Source organism: Ruegeria sp. HKCCA5463, from assembly GCF_013034175.1.
Lineage (GTDB): Bacteria > Pseudomonadota > Alphaproteobacteria > Rhodobacterales > Rhodobacteraceae > Ruegeria.
Map to the genome: position 1 here is coordinate 58,298 of NZ_WQFL01000005.1, position 20,254 is coordinate 78,551.

Annotated in this window: 17 protein-coding genes; 6 read left to right on the forward strand and 11 right to left on the reverse strand. The window is 56.3% G+C overall.

Annotated elements, in window-relative coordinates; genetic code table 11:
• Positions 1-38 precede the first annotated feature (38 nt).
• Positions 39-641, reverse strand: a complete 603-nt coding sequence (locus GOW09_RS11885; protein WP_152458899.1) for an HD domain-containing protein — start codon at positions 639-641, stop codon at positions 39-41.
• A gap of 101 nt (positions 642-742) precedes the next feature.
• On the opposite strand from GOW09_RS11885, the gene GOW09_RS11890 reads away from it, so the two are divergent.
• Positions 743-1,576 carry a LysR family transcriptional regulator gene (locus tag GOW09_RS11890; protein ID WP_171118584.1) on the forward strand — a complete coding sequence of 278 codons (834 nt, stop codon included), beginning with the start codon at positions 743-745 and terminating at the stop codon, positions 1,574-1,576.
• 3 nt (positions 1,577-1,579) lie between these two features.
• Here the strand turns inward: GOW09_RS11890 and lptF are convergent, their stop codons facing one another.
• Positions 1,580-2,719 (reverse strand): LPS export ABC transporter permease LptF, encoded by a 1,140-nt coding sequence (lptF, locus tag GOW09_RS11895; RefSeq protein WP_171118586.1) that lies wholly within the window; start codon positions 2,717-2,719, stop codon positions 1,580-1,582.
• Positions 2,720-2,937: 218 nt separating this feature from the next.
• Between lptF and GOW09_RS11900 the strand changes: the two genes are divergently transcribed.
• The 4 genes from GOW09_RS11900 to GOW09_RS11915 all read left to right on the forward strand — a co-directional run bounded on the left by GOW09_RS11900 (position 2,938) and on the right by GOW09_RS11915 (position 7,201).
• Positions 2,938-3,864, forward strand: coding sequence for an alpha/beta fold hydrolase (locus tag GOW09_RS11900; RefSeq protein WP_152458902.1), 927 nt, complete (start codon positions 2,938-2,940; stop codon positions 3,862-3,864).
• Positions 3,865-4,515: 651 nt separating this feature from the next.
• Positions 4,516-4,803, forward strand: coding sequence for a hypothetical protein (locus GOW09_RS11905; RefSeq protein WP_217360272.1), 288 nt, complete (start codon positions 4,516-4,518; stop codon positions 4,801-4,803).
• A gap of 657 nt (positions 4,804-5,460) precedes the next feature.
• On the forward strand, positions 5,461-5,877 hold the full coding sequence (locus GOW09_RS11910) for a thermonuclease family protein (protein ID WP_171118590.1): 417 nt from the start codon (positions 5,461-5,463) through the stop codon (positions 5,875-5,877).
• 439 nt (positions 5,878-6,316) lie between these two features.
• On the forward strand, positions 6,317-7,201 hold the full coding sequence (locus GOW09_RS11915; RefSeq protein ID WP_171118592.1) for a DUF4231 domain-containing protein: 885 nt from the start codon (positions 6,317-6,319) through the stop codon (positions 7,199-7,201).
• A 79-nt stretch (positions 7,202-7,280) separates the two neighbouring features.
• Here the strand turns inward: GOW09_RS11915 and GOW09_RS11920 are convergent, their stop codons facing one another.
• From GOW09_RS11920 to GOW09_RS11940, 5 genes are all read right to left on the reverse strand, one after another.
• Positions 7,281-9,035, reverse strand: coding sequence for a toll/interleukin-1 receptor domain-containing protein (locus GOW09_RS11920; protein ID WP_171118595.1), 1,755 nt, complete (start codon positions 9,033-9,035; stop codon positions 7,281-7,283).
• Between the two features lie 458 nt (positions 9,036-9,493).
• On the reverse strand, positions 9,494-10,405 hold the full coding sequence (locus tag GOW09_RS11925) for a glycosyltransferase family 4 protein (RefSeq protein WP_171118597.1): 912 nt from the start codon (positions 10,403-10,405) through the stop codon (positions 9,494-9,496).
• 13 nt (positions 10,406-10,418) lie between these two features.
• Positions 10,419-11,405: a glycosyltransferase family 2 protein gene (locus GOW09_RS11930; RefSeq protein ID WP_171118599.1), complete on the reverse strand. Its 987-nt coding sequence runs from the start codon at positions 11,403-11,405 to the stop codon at positions 10,419-10,421.
• Positions 11,406-11,425: 20 nt separating this feature from the next.
• Positions 11,426-12,340 (reverse strand): glycosyltransferase family A protein, encoded by a 915-nt coding sequence (locus tag GOW09_RS11935; protein WP_171118601.1) that lies wholly within the window; start codon positions 12,338-12,340, stop codon positions 11,426-11,428.
• Positions 12,337-13,575, reverse strand: coding sequence for an oligosaccharide flippase family protein (locus tag GOW09_RS11940; protein WP_171091466.1), 1,239 nt, complete (start codon positions 13,573-13,575; stop codon positions 12,337-12,339). The genes GOW09_RS11935 and GOW09_RS11940 overlap by 4 nt, the downstream gene beginning before the upstream one ends.
• A 194-nt stretch (positions 13,576-13,769) precedes the next feature.
• On the opposite strand from GOW09_RS11940, the gene GOW09_RS11945 reads away from it, so the two are divergent.
• Positions 13,770-14,999 (forward strand): polysaccharide biosynthesis/export family protein, encoded by a 1,230-nt coding sequence (locus tag GOW09_RS11945; RefSeq protein WP_171091468.1) that lies wholly within the window; start codon positions 13,770-13,772, stop codon positions 14,997-14,999.
• A 1-nt stretch (position 15,000) separates the two neighbouring features.
• On the opposite strand, the gene GOW09_RS11950 is transcribed toward GOW09_RS11945, so the two are convergent.
• The 4 genes from GOW09_RS11950 to GOW09_RS11965 form a co-directional block, all read right to left on the reverse strand.
• Complete coding sequence (locus tag GOW09_RS11950) at positions 15,001-17,538, reverse strand: ATP-binding protein (RefSeq protein WP_171118603.1); 2,538 nt, start codon at positions 17,536-17,538, stop codon at positions 15,001-15,003.
• A 45-nt stretch (positions 17,539-17,583) separates the two neighbouring features.
• Entirely contained in the window at positions 17,584-18,090 is a 507-nt protein-coding gene (locus tag GOW09_RS11955) for a molybdopterin-dependent oxidoreductase (RefSeq protein WP_171118605.1), read from the reverse strand.
• Positions 18,091-18,191: 101 nt separating this feature from the next.
• A complete protein-coding gene (locus tag GOW09_RS11960; protein WP_170636891.1) occupies positions 18,192-19,073 on the reverse strand; it encodes a UTP--glucose-1-phosphate uridylyltransferase in 882 nt (293 codons plus the stop codon).
• Between the two features lie 20 nt (positions 19,074-19,093).
• Positions 19,094-20,239: a sugar transferase gene (locus GOW09_RS11965; protein ID WP_371808047.1), complete on the reverse strand. Its 1,146-nt coding sequence runs from the start codon at positions 20,237-20,239 to the stop codon at positions 19,094-19,096.
• Between the last annotated feature and the right edge of the window lie 15 nt (positions 20,240-20,254).

Sequence of the window (20,254 nt, forward strand, 5' to 3'; positions counted from 1 at the left end):
CAGGCAGGCGGGCCGGGCTGGCCCGCCTGATCCGGTTCCTAGCCGGTTTTGCCGTCATCGGCGGTTTCGTTCAGCTCCATATGGCCTTCGCCCCTGTTCAGGACGCGGCGCAACATGGGTTCGAAGAACTCCAGCGGCTTGGTCGGATAATTCGGGTCGAACGCCTTCTGATCGTATTCATGGCAGAAATAGCGACAATCTTCCCAATAAGGACTGTCGCGATATTTGTCGCGCGCGTTGCGGTCGCCGCCCAGATGGTGGTTGTAGTAATATCCCTGAAACACGCAATGATGCTTGAGAATCCAATACGTCTTTTCGCTGACGTAAGGCTTCATCATCGCCGCTGACAGCTCTCCGTGATTGTAGGGTGACAGGATATCGCCGGTATCGTGGATCAGCGCCGCCACCACCAGTTCCTCATCCGCACCGTCCTCGTAAGCACGTGTCGCGGCTTGCAGGCTGTGCTGGTAGCGGTTCACCGGATAGGGCGTCCATTCTTCGTCCAACGAGCGGATGGCATCGAGGATGCGGTCTGGCAGGGCCGCATTATACGCCTCTTCGTACTCCATCACGGCGTCCCAGTCGGCCTTGGTGGCTGTCTCGAAACTGGTCCAGGTGGGTTTGTGGCTTTTGTCCAGCATGGCTGATCCTTTAGCATATGTCCTGAGCGAAAGCGTAGTTCGAAACCAAGCTCCAAAAAAATGAATTGATTTTATCACAATGATCAAAAAATACTTTCGACATGCAATTCAAAGCTTTGGAAACTTTTCTCTGCGTGGCCGAAGCCGGTGGCTTTCATGCCGCCGCTCGCAAGTTGAATGTGACGCAGACCGCTGTCAGCGCGCGTATTCGCCTGATCGAGGAGGAAACCGGCAGGGCGCTGTTCACGCGCGGTGCCGGCGGAACGGCGCTGACCGAGTTCGGCCAGCAGTTCAAACCCTATGCGGAACAGATGTTGTCCCTTTGGGGCTTTGCATCGCGCGACCTGCCGGTACAGGCACAGAACCGCCCGGCGCTGCGGTTGGGCGGCCAACTCAGCATCTGGGATCCGTTGCTGGTGGACCTGGCGGTTCGGTTTGAACAGCGCTTTGGCAAGTTGCTGTTGACGCTGAACTATGACCACGACCTGAACATGGTCGAAGCGGTGGCAACCCATGTGCTGGACGCGGCAATCACACATGAAAAGCCGGCGGACCGGCGTGTCACGTGGTACGCGCTTGAACCCGAGCTTTTGTCCCTGGTCCGGACGCCAAAGACTGACGGCACGGACGATGACATGATCTTCGTCAACCTTGAACTGGGCGAGGTCTATCAGGACCATGTCAGATCGGCTGCGCGACGGGCGTCGGGTCAGACAGTGTTTCTTGGCAATTGCATGATGGCGCTGCGATATGTTCTGCACCGAGGCGGAAACGGCTATTTCCCCGATTACGTCATTTCCGAACATCTGGCCTCGGGTGCTCTGGAGCGGGTCGAGGACAGTATCAGCTTGCCGCTGCCAATGTATCTGGTCACCCGCGGTGATCGCGAGGAATTTGACGACATTCACAGCTGTTTGGTGGATCTTCGCGGCTAGAACTCAGGCCGGCGTCGGCATGATCTGCGGCGCGCGCTGCCGTTTTCGCATCAGCGGCCGACCAGCAACAAGCAGGAAGAGGCCCGAGATCAGCACCCCTATGATTGCGGGAAGGTAAAGCAGAAACCATAGCTCCGGGTCATCGATCACCATCGGGGAAACAAACCCGCGCACACCTTCAAGCAGCACAAGGATGGTGAAGGCGCCCAATATCTGCGGCCACAATCCAAACCGGGAAAAACTGCCCAGCATCAGGGTGGAATACCCGGCCAGGGCCACGGCGATGCATATCGCGATCCACGAGAACCGCTGGTGCAGCTCTTCGATCAGCTTGCCTTGGCTGAACCCTTCCGTGGCTGAAACCTCATCCCGGTTGCGGATCAGGTCCGCCGTTGGAATAGCTTCGAGGCTGCGCCGGGCCATCGGATTTGTATTCGTCAGTTCCGAGATGTCGTAGGACGCGTCCTGGAACAGGGTCGATGACAACACTTTGCCTTCCTTGTTCAGGCGCAATGCAACCCCATCAACCATCACAAGGTGGATGCCGACATCATTGTTGACCAGATAGGCGGTTACGCTTGAATAGCTGACCGCGTTTTCAGGATCGCGGCGGTCAGACACGAACACTTCGTGGAGTGTGCCGTCCAGATCAATGCTGCCTATGTAAACCGTGACACCTTCGGCGGGGTGCAGAAACTCGCCTTCGTTCAGCAGTTGAGCCGTCACATCTCCGGCCACTTCGGCTTGCCGGATTTCCAGCTGTTCCACCGAGGCCGGGCGCAGGAACACGCTGATGATCGCCATCATCACCCCGGTAATCACACCGAACAGCAGCACCGCCCGGGCAAGCCGCCAAGGGCTGGATCCGGTGGCCAGCATAACCGTCAGCTCACTTTCGCGGCTCAGGCGATTTGTGGCATAGACGGCGGCGGCAAACACGGCCATGGGCATGACCGTGCGGATCAGGGTCGGCAAAGTCAGCGCGGTGAATTCCAGAAAGACCATTGCCGACTGCCCACCGCTGATGACCCTGTCAAACAGGCTGACAGACCGGGTGATCCAGAACACACCGACAAGCACCAAGGTGAAAAAGCCAAACAGAATCAGCAATTGCCGCAGGAAATATCCATCAAAACGCGACATGGGGCCTCGTGCGTGTGTTCGTTTGCAGCGGACACTAGGGCATTAAGCCGGCAGAGGAAACAGGCATTGGACGTCAGGATGCCCCTGTATGCAACCTTGGCGCATACCGGCTTCATCGCACATCCCCGTTTTGGCACCAGAAGGGCCGGGAGATTACGCTTTGTGAAAACGGCGGCTCATGGCACATTTTACGGATTGATTAGAATGGAGTTTGAATAATGGCACTGTTTTTTTCCCGCCGCACCTATAACGCGCAGAAGAAAAAGTTCACGTTTAAGCCGGCGGCAAAGACCAGATATGTTCACATCACCCAGCAAAGCCCCGGTGGAAAAATTCGTAAGGGAAGTATTGTCAAAAAAGCCAAATGGCTGGATCTCGTGCGACAGGAGGGCGGGGATTCGGCCGTCCTGATCTATGTTCACGGGTTCAACACCAGCCAGAAGGACATGCTGGACCGGCTGGGAAAAATAGAAACCAATCTCAGGGGCAACGGGTATCAGGGCGCGGTCGTTGCCTTTGACTGGCCCAGCGACGGATCGGTGCACACCTATGACTCGGACCGCTCCGATGCCAAGGCGGTGGCACCGCATCTGGTGGGGGACGGAATCTTGCCGCTGTTGGGAATGTCGCCGCGCCCCAAGGTGCATCTGATCGCTCATTCCATGGGAGCGTTGGTGGTACTGCGCGCATTCTCTGACTTCGGGGATTCGGCCGGGCCCGGCAACAAGATATGGTCGGCGGATCAGGTCATGTTCGCGTCAGCGGACATCGATTCAGAATGGCTGGAAAAGGGCGCATGGGGCGATCTGGTCCTGAAAAAACGGTGCAAGCGATTCACCAATTACTACAGCCGGAAAGACAAGGTGCTGGCCCTGGCCGGCGGGATTGTTCACGGCGGTCGGCGTCGCGCCGGTCGTGTCGGGATGCCGAAGCTGACCTCGAAAGGTCATTGGGATATTTTCTGTGACCACCAATATCAACGAGACGTCCCCAAAGGACAGCGCAAGATGATGAAGTCGCATCGCTGGTGGTTCGACAGCGGCGGGTTTTATGAGGACCTCGCCCTGACGATCGACGGCCATTCGGTAAAAACGATGCCGACCCGGCACAAGACAAATATCGGGGATCTGGCGCTGCTGGCCTGACCGTCCGGCCGCCACACGACTTTCTCTGGTGCAAAGCCCGATTTTGCGGGTTTTGCTCAAGCACCGGCTTTGGGCAGAATCTCTGCACGTTCTGATATCGTCAGTATGCGTTGCTGACCAGAAACGGAAAGGGCGCGCTCGACCTCAAGCGCGCCCCAGTCACAAGGGAGAAACTGAAAACCTGCGTTCTGTGCAGAACCTGAACGCCAACTCTTTGACATTCTCAGACAACCAGACTTTCCAACATCCGTCAGTGACGCTGTTCACACTCTGGGCCGGAATTTTTTGATGGCGTATAGGGTTTGGTTGCACTGCGGCTCACAAAGCCTGCGCGCGTTCTGATTTCCGGTTCGCCCCGGCCATAGCCGAAAGCCGCGGACGCTGTAAACGCGCCAAGCACGATTGCCGATTGGTGTTTTGATGCGGATGGCAGGGGCAGCAGGGTTCGAACCCGCGACCTACGGTTTTGGAGAACGCACGGAACACCATATTTCGTGCGTTCTGTACGTTCTGAACACTAAATCTGTTCGTTCTGTTCGTTGTGTCAGCACCGTTTGCGGACTAATTGCGGACTCGTTTGCAGACAAAACGCCCGTAGCGGGAGCGGATGACCGGTTGACACGATTCGGAACAAAAACAGAACATCTTGTCATGAAAAAGTGGCTTCACACGATTCCTCACGACCTAAAATGCAAGCTGGAAAGTTTGCGCGAGTATCGCAGCAAACCTTCGTTACAAGACGATTGGGCCGCCATCTTTGAATGGCTCAATGCGCACAATGTCCAGCCACCAGATCATGCGTTACCGACCGAACCAGAATTAAAAGGTCCGGTCGGCCACTGGTCACAGAAAACTCGTTACCCCCTCATCCCCAAAAATCCCGCATTGTTCGGAGGGAAACCAGTTGAACAACGCGGGTTGCAGTTTGGGGTACTTTAGTTACGACAGGGATCATGGGCTGGATCAAAGTTCCCCGCGTCACCTTAATCTGGGATGATAGGCAACGCGGGGATTTAGTCTGACCATGGGACTGCCCAGACTAAATGGGGCATGAGTGTTACGGGTCGTTTCGCTAGTTGGATCAATAGCCGGTACCCCGCCTCAGTTCAGCGGGTGTTTTTTTCTCTGGGCGCACCGAACATCAAAGCCAGTATCCATGACTTGGTTGATTACCTTGGGTGTTGATGAACCACGGTACGAACCTCAATTCGGATTAAAACCTCCGAGAGTAGCTAAGTAATTGATCTGTATATAATTAATTTGGCGGAAATTAAAAAACTATTGGCCGTGAATCGAAAGCAATTCGACCCCAAAACACCCTATTTGAACAACATACATCATCCGCTTCGTGGAAGGGTTTTGGGAACAATGGAACTAGTTGTCTTGGCCGTTGTTTTTGGCGGACTTTTGATTAAGGTCACTGGCTCAAGCCGCTCTATAGGTCGCTCCATAGGCCGTGCGGTAGGTCGCTCTCGTCGGAGAAGAACCTCCCTAAAGCCGGTAGTTCGACCTAACAATCGGCGATCAACGCTGAAGCCAGTTGTTCGACCCAACAATAGACGCCGCATCCACAAGCCAGAATACCCAATACCAGCAATGCCAAAGAGCATGATGCTGCAAGGGCGTGCTTATGTGATAGATGGAGACACTGTCCGAATAAATGGAACAAAAATTCGTTTGGCTGGAATCGATGCTCCGGAATTGGACATGCCTTACGGCCAAAAGTCCAAATGGGCGATGGTCGAAATTTGTAAGGGGCAGACCATTACCGCAGAACTTGATGGTGAAAGGTCTTACGACCGACTTGTGGGAACATGCTATCTACCAGACGGTCGAGACATTGGTGCAGAGTTAATTAAACAAGGGCTGGCTTTAGATTTGCCGGAGTTTTCTCGTGGTAAGTATCGCCATCTAGAGCCACCGGGAGTGCGGCGAAGGCTCGCTAACGGGCAGTTTGGGCATGCTTCTATCCGCATTCGACAGAGGACGACAATAAAGGTGAGCCGGAGCTGAGACTATTAGGCTCTGGACCTATTAACAGGTCGGAGCGTAAACGGCTGCTTTGATCCAAGAGCAGACATTGGTAGAAAACACGGCTATGACCGGGTTGCGGACGAAGCCGACATTCACTTTTCGAACTTCGCTGATGCAGCATCGGTTCGCACACGCGGTGCGTATTTCGCTGCATCGCAGCCGAAATCTTCATACCGGTCGTTCCGGAGTGCCCAATGAACCTGAACCGGGACCGTACATTTGCGGCAATCGGGATTTACGAACGCGGCGAAAGACTTTCCTAGCATTCAAGTCTCGGGCTTAGGTCATCGTTTTTGGAAACCTTGAAACAGGAACCCCACGCAGATCACGTATCCTTGACGGTCTGCAAAGCACCGACTTAACTGATGCTGTGTAGCTTCGTAGGTCTTCTGGAACTTTTGGTACTTGGGAATTAACAATGGACAATCAGGATTTTCCTGCGGTCTATCGGGCGGCGGATCAAGAAGCGGGTCGGACCCAATCGCTCTATTTTCTTATGCTCTGGGCCCAGTATCTGTGCTTGTTTTTGGCAAGCGCGCTGACATTGTTTGCAGGTTATCTTGATCAAACTCTGTTGTTGGTGGGGTACTTCTTTCTATTAGTCAGCGGGGCAGCAGCGGCTTTGGTCCTTGGTGCTGCAAAGCCAAATCAGAACTGGTATCGGTTTCGCGCTCTCGCCGAATCCTGCAAGACACTTTCTTGGCGCTATATGATGGGGGCGGCACCTTTTGCCCCTAACTTCCAAACCTCCGAAACGAGTGCGCTTTTTGCCAAGCGCCTGCATGAGCTGGTGACATTTCAGCCGCTCGACTCGGCGCGGTTGATCCGGATTGAGGATGCTGACGAACAGGCAACGCCCAGAATGCAGAAAATTCAAATCGAACCCTTTGAGAAGCGGAAAGCAATCTATCTAGAGCATAGAATCGAGAACCAGTTGAAATGGTACAAAGAGAAAGCAAAGGCGAACCAGCGGGCCTTTAAGAAGAGTCTGTTCGTGATTGTCTTCGTATACCTTACGGCGATGGGGGCAACAGCTCTCCAGTTCTATCAGCCGCTCGCAGAAGGTAAGGTGCTTTGGGTAGCCGAGCCCCTGCTTGTTCTTGTTGCATCTCTGCTTGGGTATGCACAGGCGAAACGATATTCTGAATTGTCAGCGTCCTATGCGTTGACGGCACTAGAAATCCAAAAACTGCGCACCGAGTTTTTGCCGATCAACGACGATGCAACTTTTAGATCTTACGTCAATATTGCCGAAGATGCTTTCTCACGCGAACATACCCAATGGATTGCAAGAGCTATCTAGCATTTGCCTTCTTCGGATATCTTCAAAACCGAATGAGCTGGCGGCATCTTCCCGACGGGTCCTTTGACACGGAAAGTGGCTATTGTAGCGTCATGACCTTGATCTGCTGATGCCCCTTCCCGAAAGCCGCGAAACTCCTTCCGTCCGGTGACCATGGGCTTCCATTCAACCGCTGCATATAACTCATTTCCAAATTACCTTCCGTCGAAAGAACCGGTTTTTCGGGCTTGAGAGAATTCCAGATAAAAAGACTATGATCGTGCGCCGTGGACAACAGGCGTTTCCCATCATGACTAAAATGGACGGAATCAATTACACCATGATGTCCCAACATCTGAACCGCGCTACCAGTTTCAAAATCCCAGAGAAAAATAGCCTGATCAGCGCCACCCATCGCAAGAAAACGGCCATCGGGGCTCCAATCTATGGCCGTTGCTGTGGTTTTTCGGGTCAATTCGGTTTTTTGTAGGCATTCTCGGGTCGCGGCATCAACGATCACAAAGCCATGCGGCTCCTCCGATCGCCAGCCATAGACGCAGGCATAGATGTCTCGCGTGGGATGCCAGGCCAACAACCTACCGTGGTCTTCGTCGCCAAGCTGAGGTCGCCAATCTTGCAGCGTGTATTGGTCTTGTTCATCCGAAGTTGGAATAGCCGACACAAAGGTGACATCTGAGAATGCTAGATATTTTCCAGAAGGTGAAAATTCCATCCGCGCTCTGTGATCCAATAGTTCTCCGGAAACCTTATAGCGCGAAACCGGAACACCCCCTTTCTTGCAAACAGTAACCTCATAGCGGTCGCTCGTTGTGTCCGGGATAGCCAAAAAGCGCTTGAGAAAATTCTTGCTCCGCGTCCCCGTGACCAACCCGGAATGGGCCCAATGATCGCCCGTCTTAGACACGGTTACACGCCCCCAATCTGGGTTGTGGTAAGTGTCTGTCTTGGTCGCCCAACTGTAGTTCTCTTTATTGCGGTCCAATCCTCTGCTCGTTCTCCGAAAGGTATTGCCCACAATCATCGTGTCACCGCCCGGATAGGATGCAAAATCAAATAGATAGCGCTCTCGCCATCGTGGAACGTTAAATCTCTCGGACACCCAACCATTGTCGAGATGAACGGAGAACAAACGCTGAGATCCACCTAAAAAGAGAGTGCGTTGATTGTGCCAGGTGAGGATTAGCGGAACCGACCATTCTCGACCGTTTTCGCCAATTTTCGCTTCTTCGATTTTCTTTGCATGCCCGGAACTAATCTGATCTTCCCAAGCTTCTCCCGCTATCGGGTCAGGCAGAATGGGCCCCGTCCACTTGACCTCCGTGGTGTAAGGATTCTCGACCTTTTTCAGCCTTGGGGCAGATGACCAGTTCTCGCCGTCGACCATGGCTTGTGCCAACAATTTGGCCTGCGCGGCAGCAAGACCGTCAACGGCATCGATCCAATGATGAACGGAGATGAAGTACTCAAGCCGCGTTGACGGCGCGACATCCTCTATCCGGACAGGATAGATTGCTTTGCCTTTGCTCGACGCCCGTTCCACCTCACGCAAAACGTTGTCCGAAAGGTTCGCCGCATCGCTCAACAAAAGGACAAAACAGCGGGACGCTTCGATACCGCGCATGATCTCTTCCGACCAGGCTGCACCGGGCTGCACGTCGCGCGGCGCTATCCAACAGGTCAGTCCAACCTGTTCAAGCTCAGCGACTAGGCTTTGTGCCCTAGCAGCGTCTTTGGAAGAATGGCTGACAAAACACGAAAACAATAGATGCCCCCCAATGAACCGCCTCAAATTACGCGTGTTATAAATCAAGACACCAAGACGATTATTCGACATCTATTGTCTTGCGACAAGTCGTTGTGGTTTTAAATTGAAAAATTGGCCGCCCAAAAGCGTTTGCCCTGTCTTGCGCCTTTTTGCTCGCTAAGACACTATTTTGCTGCGCATTGCATCTATGGCAGTTTCTCACGCCGTCACGCATCTAGGCATATTGCACAAGTGTAGCGGTTCTCTGTCAGCGTGCGCGTGCAGCGAAGTTTTTTGAATTCCGGTATGGGCTCGAAGTAGACATTCGCTGCACTCGGCCTGAACGACTGCTATGCGGACATAGCTGCCGTCCACTTGGCACAAGGCAATAACCGCTCGCAGTCCACAGAGGGCACCAAGATTTATTGCGCTAAGTAGGCTCGCGCACAAAACGCAAAGCTGGCCTCAGGCAATTTCTTTGAAATCACAATTGATTTTGCAGCGAATGGCTCGGCTAAAACACAAAAGATCCAGTGTCAAATTTTGATTCAGCTGCTTTTCTCAATAGTGTTGGAAAGCAGAAAATTATTGATCGCAAGTCGCCAATCATAAGGGTCAAGGTTGCAGAATGAAACTCTCGTATCTCCTTCACGGTCACGTAACCCATCAACTTTACTGGCGATCACATTGCGCTTCGCGGCAAGCGCTTCGTCCAGCACAAGTCCGTAGGCCTCCCAACGCGACGGAATCGCAACGATATCGACGGCTTGATAGGCCTCTGCAGGGTCCTCGGCGTGGCCCCGAAATTCTATGCGCGGGTCACCCTCTGCCAGTGTCTCAAGGTATAAACGCTGACTGCCTTCGCCAAAGATCAACAAACGCGCGCCCGGCGTTCGGGTTAACCGAAAGCCTTGGATCAGGATGTCGAAGCCTTTCTGCTGTTCGAGCCGCCCGATGGCACCAATTGTGGTCTTTGACTTGGGAGGCATCGTGTTGCGCGACAACTGCTCAAGATCAACGGTCGGAGGAATGACGGTCAGCTTTTCCGAGGCGGCCAGGCGTCTTTCCTTCATCCAGCCCGACTGCGAATGGCTGACCGCGACCACCTGATCGAAGAAGGAATAGATCACCCTCAGCATTGCAAAGAACCGACGTTTGTGTGGGACATTCAGAGTGGTGAATGCCCGGGTGTAACTGTGCTCGACATGGACCAGTCGAGCGTCCAGATGCATTGCGCGAAGCGCCGAGAACGCGGGTAAGCTTCTCCAACTTGGTACGACGTGGGACACGATGACATCCGCATTCAGTTTGCCCCAAGAAAATGCAGTCCGTTTGACCTTCAACACCTTTTGATCGACCGTTTCGGACAGATCTGATTGCGCCAAAAGATGGTCGAGCATCCGCATCACGCCGCCCGCTGTCGTGTCGTCCACCAGGTGGAGTATCTTTTTCTGTTCCATGATGACGCCTCTCTCAGATCGATTGCAGTTTGGATTTCATTTGTCCCAGCCGGGTGATCGGGCCGGGTCCAAACGTTTTCAACACAAGGGCTGCGGCGAAAGTGCTGAACGTTTTCATAGGTTCCTCAAACACCGGGCGGAGGCTTTCCTGGACGCAGCGTGCAAACAACTCCCAAGCTTTGTCCCGATCGAGGTTGGTGATAGCCCGCCGCGCCAGATAGCGCAGCTGATAAGCACGGGACGAGGGTTCGTGCTGGGCAAAGAATTCAGGGTTCAGCGGGCGCAGCTTCGCGACCATCCTCTCCCACGCCTCTAACTGGCGATCTAAAGCCGCCGAAAGCCCGCCTGCATTGATCCGGTAGTGGGTCAGCAGCGCCGGAACACCTTCGATCTGCCAATCGGTCTTCAACATCAGCCGCATCCAGCATTCGATATCTTCGGACTGCCGGAAGGTCTCATCGAAGACCCAATCCCGCTCGGTTTCAAAGCTCGGGCGGTAGGCCAAAGCCTCCAGCACTGTCTTTCGAATAACGGCCGCCGATCCGTTGCCGATCGGGTTGCGGTTCAGAACATGTGCTGCGGTCACATTCTTCAGGCGGGGTGCTTGTTTGATCCCCATCATGCACCCCGCTTCGTCGATCAAGGCACTGCCGGAGTAACTAACCCCCACGTCCGGTTCGGCCTTGAGATGGTGAACATGAGCCGCCAGCTTCTCGGGCATCCACAGATCGTCGGCGTCGCAAAAGCCGATTAATGTACCCCGCGCGGCAGCGATGCCAGTATTTCTTGCCCCCGCCAGCCCACGATTGGCTTGCCCGACAAGTCGTACGCGTGTGTCGCCTTGGTGCGCGCGAGCAATCTCGGAGGTCGCGTCCTGCGATCCATCGTCGACGATGATGATTTCGAAATCGTCATAGGTCTGCGCCTGCAGTGAGGCGAGCGTTTCGGCCAAGGTTGCTTCGGCATTGTAGGCGGGTACGACGATGGATGCCGTGGGCATGGTGATCTCCTTCGGAATTCTCATGAAAACAACGCGCGTTTGATTGCTTGCGGCAGGATTGGGGCCAGCGTGGCCCCTGCGGCGGTGGGCAGACCTCGGCGTAGGGGCAGCAGGAAACTGCGCGTATGCAGGCTCAAGCCTTTGCGTGTGTAAGACAGCGCCTGACCCTGATGCCCTAACCGCAGCGCCCGGCGTGCGAGATAGCGCAGGTAGACGGCCTCGGACGATCGGGACGGGAACACGCCATATGATGCGGCTGTTTTGACCGCGTAGGCCCGCCCAGCGCGCATTGCGTGCAAGTCCGACGACAAGCCCCTGACGCTGGTGCGATACCAGACCTGAAACTGATCGACCCCTTTGATGGTGAACCCTTCACCTGCGAGGCGGATCAGCAGTTCCAAGTCTTCGTTATGCACGGTTCTCGTGTCCAACCCGCCGACGGCGTTGAAGACCTCACGGCGGATCGAAAGATTGGACATGGTGCAGACCGGGTTCTCAGCCAACAGCTCCGGAATGGCCAGGGGTGCGTTAGGAACGGTCGAGCATGTCTGAGAATCTCCGGGTTGATGGGCGAAGAACCGGATCTGCCCAAAGACCGCATCCGTCGAGGCGGGTTGGAAGGCTTCGTCTAGCTGCGCCAGCTTATCCTTGTGCCACAGATCGTCCGCATCACAAAACGCCAGTATGTCCCCTTTGGCCAGCTCGGCCCCATAGTTGCGGGCGGCACTTGGGCCATCCAAGGGGCTGCTCGCGACCCGGATACGTTGGTCTTGCGCGATGTGATCCAGCACGACGGACAGGCACGCGTTTGAGGGACGGTCGCCGACGCAGATCGCCTCCCATTCTGTGAAGCTTTGTGCGCGAATGCTGCTCAGCGTGTCGGCAATTGTATCCACATCGGCGTGAAACGGCACAATGATGGTAAAGCGGGTCATTGGAAGCCGAACCTTTCTGTTGTTTTGTGATCCCGAGGCAGCAGCACCCAAGATGCCGTTAGCATCAGGACAGCACTGGTCAGCAGGTATCCGATCGCCACTGGCATAAGCCCGAATGGGGCCATGATCGCGGTGTTGAGGATCAGTGCGAAAGCCAAGACCGCGCTGACCCGCAACTCGGTAATCGCGCGGTTTTCGGACCGCAGCCAACCGGCCATGGCCGACCAGATGACGCTTGGCAATGCGGCAAGGCACAAGATCGAGACCACCGGCGAAATCTGCTGCCACTCGGCCCCCAGCAGCAGCGGCACATAGACCGGCGCAAGCGCAGCTTGCAGTAAAACCAGCGGGCTCAGCACCAGGAGGGACGTGCCGAGCCCTTGATGCAGCGCCTTGGTTTTGTTTGGGGCTGCGCAAAGATGTGGGAAAAGAACAACTGAAAAGGCCTGCGTGAACGATGTCGCCAAGCCGAGCCCAGCGTTGAACGCCATGAAGTAGATGCCAAGGCTCTCAGCCCCCAGCATCGCGCCGACGACAAGCTTGTCGGCCTGCAGGCGCAGAACTTTGACGATCTCGACCCCCAGAACGGCCCAACCGAAGCCAACAAAGGGGCGAAGGGCGGCAAACCCTTGTTTGGTGTCAGATGTCCAGGGACGCAGGCGGCGCATCAGGACCAACCAGATCGGAGCAGCCAGCAATCGGGGCAGCACCAAGGCCAGCGGAGAGGCCCAGAGCAGCGCCAGTAGCGCCGCCATGACATTCGCTCCAACCACCTGCCCTCCGGCAATGGCGGCGGTCTGTTGCAGCTTGCCCTCACGCATCGCAAGCGCGGCCTGTACCAGACCGGCAGGCATGAACAGGTACTCTCCGGCCAGAATGGCAAGAAGCAGCGCCAACGTCTCGTGCCCCATCGCGTAGAGAAACGCAGCGATAGCCAGTTGCAGCACAAACAGCGCCCCGCACCAGACCCAGAAAATACGATGCGCGGTGTTGCAGCGCTGTTGCAGCTCGGCCTGCGGGGCTAGGATAATCCTCTGCCCCACGCCGTTCTCGGTCAGCGCCTTTAAGATATCCCCGGCCGCTAGTGCAGCAGCAGCCAGACCGATCGCCTCGGGGCTGAGGTTGCGGGCCACGACGACAACGACCACAAGACGCGACGCCTTTGCAACCACTTCGGACGCAGCATAGGCCAGCAGATGCCGCAAGAAACTGGTATGTGCCAATCGCTGAGTCATGTCGCCAAATGTCCAAAACAGTGTCGGGATCAGTTCTAATTGGTGGCGGCATCCCTGTCCCAGACGCGGGAGGACAGCTGGGCGGACCATCGGGCGAGCGACCTATCCGAATGGGATAAACGGCAATCCCGATGCCGGTCTGACGCACATCAAGACACTGCTGTAGCTGTGGACGCAGTTCAGGAGAGTTCAAAATGACACGACATTTCAAAGTTTTGGTTTTAGGGGCCGTCAGCGCGATTGCTCTATCGGGTTGCAGCAGCATGAAGACCCCGCGCAACATCGAACCCGTCGCAAAAGGCGAAAGCTATCAGGCCCAGTACCGTGCCCCATCACGGCGCCGGGCAATTGCGCCCTTGCTGCAAGCGGAACACTTGAACGGGCGCGCCTGTATGCCTCCGACCGGGGATCAGGGCACAGACGCCTTTGCCAAATGGTCTAAACCCGCGCTTAGCCCTTTGCTGGGCGAGAAACTTTCGCGCAATGATATGGTGCAGATCACCATCGACGGGGATGAGCTTCTCAGCGACACCTATGTTGTGTCCCGCGATGGCGACCTGAAGCTGCCGTACCTGCCGCCGGTGCGCGCGCAGGGCAGAACGACCGAGCAGGTCGAGCGGGACGTGGCCCGGGTTCTGGTAGCCGCACAGTTCTACGACAGTACCCCGCGCGTCACGGCGCGCATCAGCGATTTCGCCTCGGTCACTGTCGGCGTGAAAGGCGCGGTGTTTGAACCCCATTCGGTCGAGATCGGAGGCATCCCCGGCGACGCACTGGATCGAGGGCGTCAGGGCGTGCTGGGTGCCTCGACCGAGGCGCGCAACCTCTCGGTCGCCATTCGCGCTTCCGGAGGTGTGCGCCCGGATGCGGATCTGTCAGCAGTTGAGCTGCACCGGCAGGGCACGATCTACCGGATGGACCTGCGCGGGGTGTTCGAAGGCTCGGATCCGACCGACATCATGCTGCTGACCGGGGATCAGATCGTGATCAACAGCCGAGGGTGTTTCCAGGATGATTTGATGCGTCCCAGCCCGATCAGCCCGCCCGGCGTAACGCTTTATATGTCCAACCTCACGCAACCTGCCACCGGCAACGCAGAGTCGGCCATTGGAAGAGACGTGCGTGAGGTACCCTATGGCACGCGCTACCTGCAGGCCGTAGTCGATACCAATTGCGTCGGTGGGGCCAAGACCACCAATGCCAATCGCAGCGCGGTCCTGTTCACCCGCAACCCGATGACCGGGAACTCGATCGTTATTGAACGCAATATCGAAAAGCTGCTGCGACGTGGGGATCGCGATGACTATGACCCCTATGTTCTGCCAGGAGATGCGATTGCGTGCTACGACAGTAAGGTTACCGGCCTGACCGAGGTCGCCCGCGCGGTTGGCATCGTCGGCGCAGCGGCGCTGCTGGCGCCCTAAGTCAATCCCAAGCGGGCGATGATTTCGCCCGCTCCCAAGCAGTGGAGACTGCAGCGAGTTTGTTCGTGATGTCTTTGTGTTCTTTGGCTGCAGTCTCTACCGCAACCAACGCCTCTCGAAACTCTTCCATGCCGAAGGTTGCTGCACTCCCAGCCAGTTTGTGACAGGCCTGAGCTATTTGATTTAAATCTGTCTGGTCAAATGCCCCGGTTTCTAGCTGTTCAACCAATTCATCCCCTTCGGCAATGAACTTGGCATGCAGGCGGGCAAAGACTTCAGGGCCGAGGCTGCCTTTCAACTCCGCTAACGGATCTGGCTGCGCATGCTCCGAAATCTGCCCGTCGGTGCGCGTGACCACCGAAAGCGCCCTGCGCAGGGCATTCAGCGAAATCGGTTTTCCAATGAAAGCCGTCATACCGGCGGCGCGAATGGTCTCAACCGCATCTGGCAGGACATTGGCCGACACAGCGATAATCGGCACATCGGTCGACTGCCCCTGACCTCCACGAATATGGCGTGCAGCGGTTGGTCCATCCATCACCGGCATGCTGATATCCATCAGGATCGCGTCGAACCGCTGACTGCTGGCCTTGTCGACGCCGACCTGCCCATTTTCCGCTGTCGTTACACAATGACCGTCCAGCGCCAGCATGTTGCAGATGACCTCGAGGTTGATCTCGTTGTCTTCGACCACCAACAAGTTCAGAGGGCGAACGGTCTCGGTATTGATCTGAGCAGCTTCTAGCAGTTGGTCGCGCGCCGACGGCTGCAACGGTATCCGCAGCCAGAAAACACTGCCTTCGCCCAATGTGCTTTCCGCCCCGACCTCACCGCCCATGGTCAGCGCGAACCTACGGGCAATTCCCAAGCCAAGCCCGGTTCCTCCGACCGTGCGACCGATAGAGGGATCGCTGGTGTAGAAGTCATCAAAAATGGCGTCGATCTCATCATCGGCGATGCCAGCCCCGGTATCGATCACACGCACTTCGTATACATGTGCCTTACCCTGATCTTCAGGTTCACATCTTTCGACCTCAATAGAAACACGGCCATTTTCGGTAAACTTGATCGCATTACCCACGAGGTTCAGCAGAATTTGCCGCAACCTTTGCGCATCAGTCGCGACATGCGGATAGGCTCCACCCACCCATTGCCAAGAGATTGAGTTGCCGCGCGAGGCCGCATTGCCGCTTTGACCATCCACTAGGTCCTGCAGCATCGCGTTCAGGTCGGTTGGCTCGTGCGCGACTGACAGCTTGCCGGCCTCGAACCGAGCAATATCCAGCACCGCATCCACATGGCTTTGCAGAACCTGGCCCGAGATCTCCATGTTGCGGACAAACTGAGACTGCTGTTTGGTCGTGCGCGTATTCTTGAGAAGGGTGAGGTTGCCCAGCAGCCCGTTCAACGGGGTTCTGATCTCATGGCTCATAACAGTCAGAAAATCCGACTTGGCCTTTTCCCCGGCAAGGGCACGGTCGCGGGCCGAGACAAGCTCTTTTTGATCCGCAACGCTTTGTGAGATATCGCGGACGAAACCGATGACGATTTCCTCATCCCCGGCCTGGGCGGATTGCAACGCGAGTTCAACGGGAAAGACATCCCCATTCTTGCGCATAGCCTCAAGTTGGACGCGACCCTTGCCAACGACGTGACGGTCGCCTCCGCTCTGCATCCGCTCCATGCCTTGGTTGTGGGCCTCGCGTAGATGCGAAGGCACAATCAATTCACCGATCGAATGCCCTTTGGCCTCTGCCTCGGAATACCCGAAAATCGATTGTGCAGCCGCGTTGAACTCCAGCACTGTGCCGGCGGCGTTCACCACGATCACGGCATCCAATGAGGTCGACAGGATTGTATTCATGCGTTGGTTTGCCTGCTGAATCGCCTGCCCCCGCCGATCAGCTTTGCGGTTGACCACCAAGAGGTAGGCGCTGACCGCAGTCAGCGTCAAAAACAACCCACCGGACAAAACGGCCAGTTGAAACAGGCTGAGCGCGGTTTCCTCACGGCGATGATCCGACTGGCTTGCAAAGTACGAGATCGCCGAGACCGAAAGCTCTCGCACCTTTGGAGCGATCCCCTGCGCGCCGTCATAGAGATCCGGCAGCCCCGCAATGAGCCCAGGATCCCTAGCGTCGATTGTAGGCACCGAGGCCTCCAGATAGGCGGAGACGTCACTCAGAGGTTCAGTGAATTTCGGGTCACTTCGCAGCGTTTCAAACAGACGCGAGGTGTCCAGAATATCGATACGGCTGTAAAAAAGATCGAAACGGCGGCGGATAAGGTCCAGGTTTTCGGTGCTTGCCTCTGCATCCGATACACCAGCCTCTAGCGCGTTGAGGTAGAACAGGAACTCGACCTCGACCTGCGTCAGCGTCCATTGCACGTTGTCTGTCCGGGCTGACTGCCGGTCGCGCAGATCGGATATCACCTTGACGGACAGCAACACGACCAAAGCTAGGGCACCCAGAACGGCGATGCCGATGAGCCCGAAAGCCCACCGGCGACGCGAGTGGTTTTGGAAATTTCTTGTCAATGTTTGGCCCGCATCGCCCACTTCATACTGTATAGTAACCCCACGCTATTTAACGATTTCCAACCTGTCGAGTTGCCAAATGCTGCGAGAGTAAATCACCTCGGTCTGGTACTTGGTGTCACTGTCGTATGGATATACGATCCATAGCGGACCTTTCTGCCGCCGTGACATCGCCGCACCGTCCATCTCATAGGCGACAATTGGGTCCTGTTCCGAGATCGAATCCACAGGGATCTCAACCGCGTAGTCGTTGATCGCCGTTGCCCGGATCGTCTCACCTTCTGCTCCGATCCGTTCCAGCAATACAGACAGGGGAACGCCGACAAAGCTGGTCTCGCCTTCAGTCCAGATCGTCGAGGTTTCAAAGCTGCGTTGCGGCAGCGCCTGCAACATTTCCATATCGAACTGCGCCGCCCCGTCGGGCCTGGTCTGCGCGATGTTGCCTGAAATGGTCAGAATTACCTCTCCTGACGGAGCCGCCAAGTCTTCGGCGTGCGCAGACGTCAGGCAAAAGGTGAACGCCGCTGTGAGGATCGCAAAAAACAGACGCATCTTAGTCTCCATTTCTTTGACCGTAAGAAACCAGAAAGAGGTCCACAGCGACAGATGGGCATGGGGATACGCACCTATCCGAACGGATAGGTGCCTCGGTCTCATGCAGCAGCAGACAGGAGGTTCATGCGCTGACGCAACATGGATTTGAACCCGTCCCGCAGCTCGGCACGTTCCAACGCAAAAACGGTGGTTGCCTCAAGGTATCCGGCGACCGATCCACAATCGAAACGCTCTCCCTGAAAGGCGAAGCCGTGGCATCCGGTCCTTTTGATATCGGCCGCGATCGCATCGGTCAGTTGGATTTCGTTGCCTGCGCCAGGTGCCAAACCTTCCAGCTGATCGAAGATCGACGGGTGAAGAAGATACCGCCCGACAATGCCAAACTCGGACGGTGCCTCATCGGCGGATGGCTTTTCAACCAACCCTTTGAGATGTTGCACCTGCCCTTTGCTATGCTCGATATCGACCACGCCGTAGGCACTGATCCGGTCGAATGGAACCTCTTCGGTCGCGATCATGTGGCTGCCTTCAAAGTTCTGGACCATTTGCACCAGGACCAGGCGCTGCGCGTGGATCACATCATCCGGCAGGATCACCGCGAAGGGTTCATCACCGACATAGTCTCGCGCCAGAGAGACTGCGTGGCCCAGACCACGCGGGCTCTCTTGTTGGATAAAGCTGTATGTCTCATCCTCAAGGTTCGTGCTGCGCAGACGGTTCAGCAGGGTGGTTTTGCCGCCATCCTTCAGTTTGCGCTCAAGCCCCGAGTTCCGCCCGAAATACGTCTCCAGCGCGGATTGGCCGGTTGAGGTGATGAAGATGAATTCATCAATCCCGGCGGCACGGGCCTCGTCCACTGCATATTGGATCAAAGGGCGGTCGATCAGCGGCAACATCTCCTTAGTCACCGATTTGGTGGCGGGCAGAAACCTTGTGCCCAGACCTGCGACCGGGAAAACAGCTTTGCGAATACGTGTCATATTAATGCTCCTAGGGTTGATTAGTAAGCGCCGCGCCCCGACACGACGGCACGTGCGGTCAATGCGATGAGGAAGAGGTTCAGAAGGGGCGAGCGGGAGCGAACATAGGCTGTATCCAGTTCGATCATGCGGTCGAAGCCGATGCCCGCGCGGCCCGAAACCTGCCACAGGCCAGTGATACCGGGACGAACCTGCAGGCGCTCCAGCGCTTGGTCAGGATATGCGGCAACCTCTTCGGGCAAAGCCGGGCGCGGTCCGACCAGCGACATATCCCCTTTCAGCACGTTGAAGATTTGCGGCAGTTCATCCAGAGAGAACCGACGCAGAACCTTCCCAACGCGAGTGATGCGTGGATCATTTTTGACTTTGAAGCACACGCCCTCACGATCCGAATGGTTGAGCAGATCCGCACGCCGCGCTTCTGCGTCTTGCGTCATCGAGCGGAACTTGTACATCGCGAAGGGCACCCCGTTTCGGCCGATACGTGTCTGCCGAAAAAAGGCGGGGCCGCGACTGTCCAATCGCACCAATGCGGCGATTGCGGCCATGGGCAGGGCCAGAAGAGACAGCGCGACCACCGCCAAAGTGAGGTCCAGCAGGCGACATGCTGAGACCTTAGGGACAGAATTCTGCGCGGCACGCCCGAGGAATTCGAAATTGCCCATTAGATATCTGCGGGCCATGCGGCGGGGCTCCATCGCCAACCGCCATGCCCACTCCATTCGGGCGTGCCGAACGATGCGCGGTGCCCGACGTACATTGCCGGCCAGGAAGTCGAACAAAGCCCCCACGCCCAGCACGATGCGAGGGTCAAGCCGGTGGCGGTTCCGCGTTATCCACAGCTCCTGCAGTGGGACGCCCATTGCGACCATCAGAATGTCTGCGCCAGATTGGTTGATATCGTCGATCGCCTCATCAACCCGCGCGGCCTCTTCAAATCCATCGCGCGTGCCAGCCACGGCCAAATCGGGGATCATGTGCTGCAACCGCGCCGCCGCTGCCTGAGCTGTTCCGGGACGTCCCCCCAACAGGTAGACCGACTGCCCAAGACGCGCGGCCCGTTTCAGCAGCTTGGGCACAAAATCAGTGCCGTTCAGATTCTCAGCCAGCTGGACACCTTGCAACTTTGCCGCGACCTCCACCCCAATTCCGTCAGGTAGGACCATATCTGCCCGGGCCAA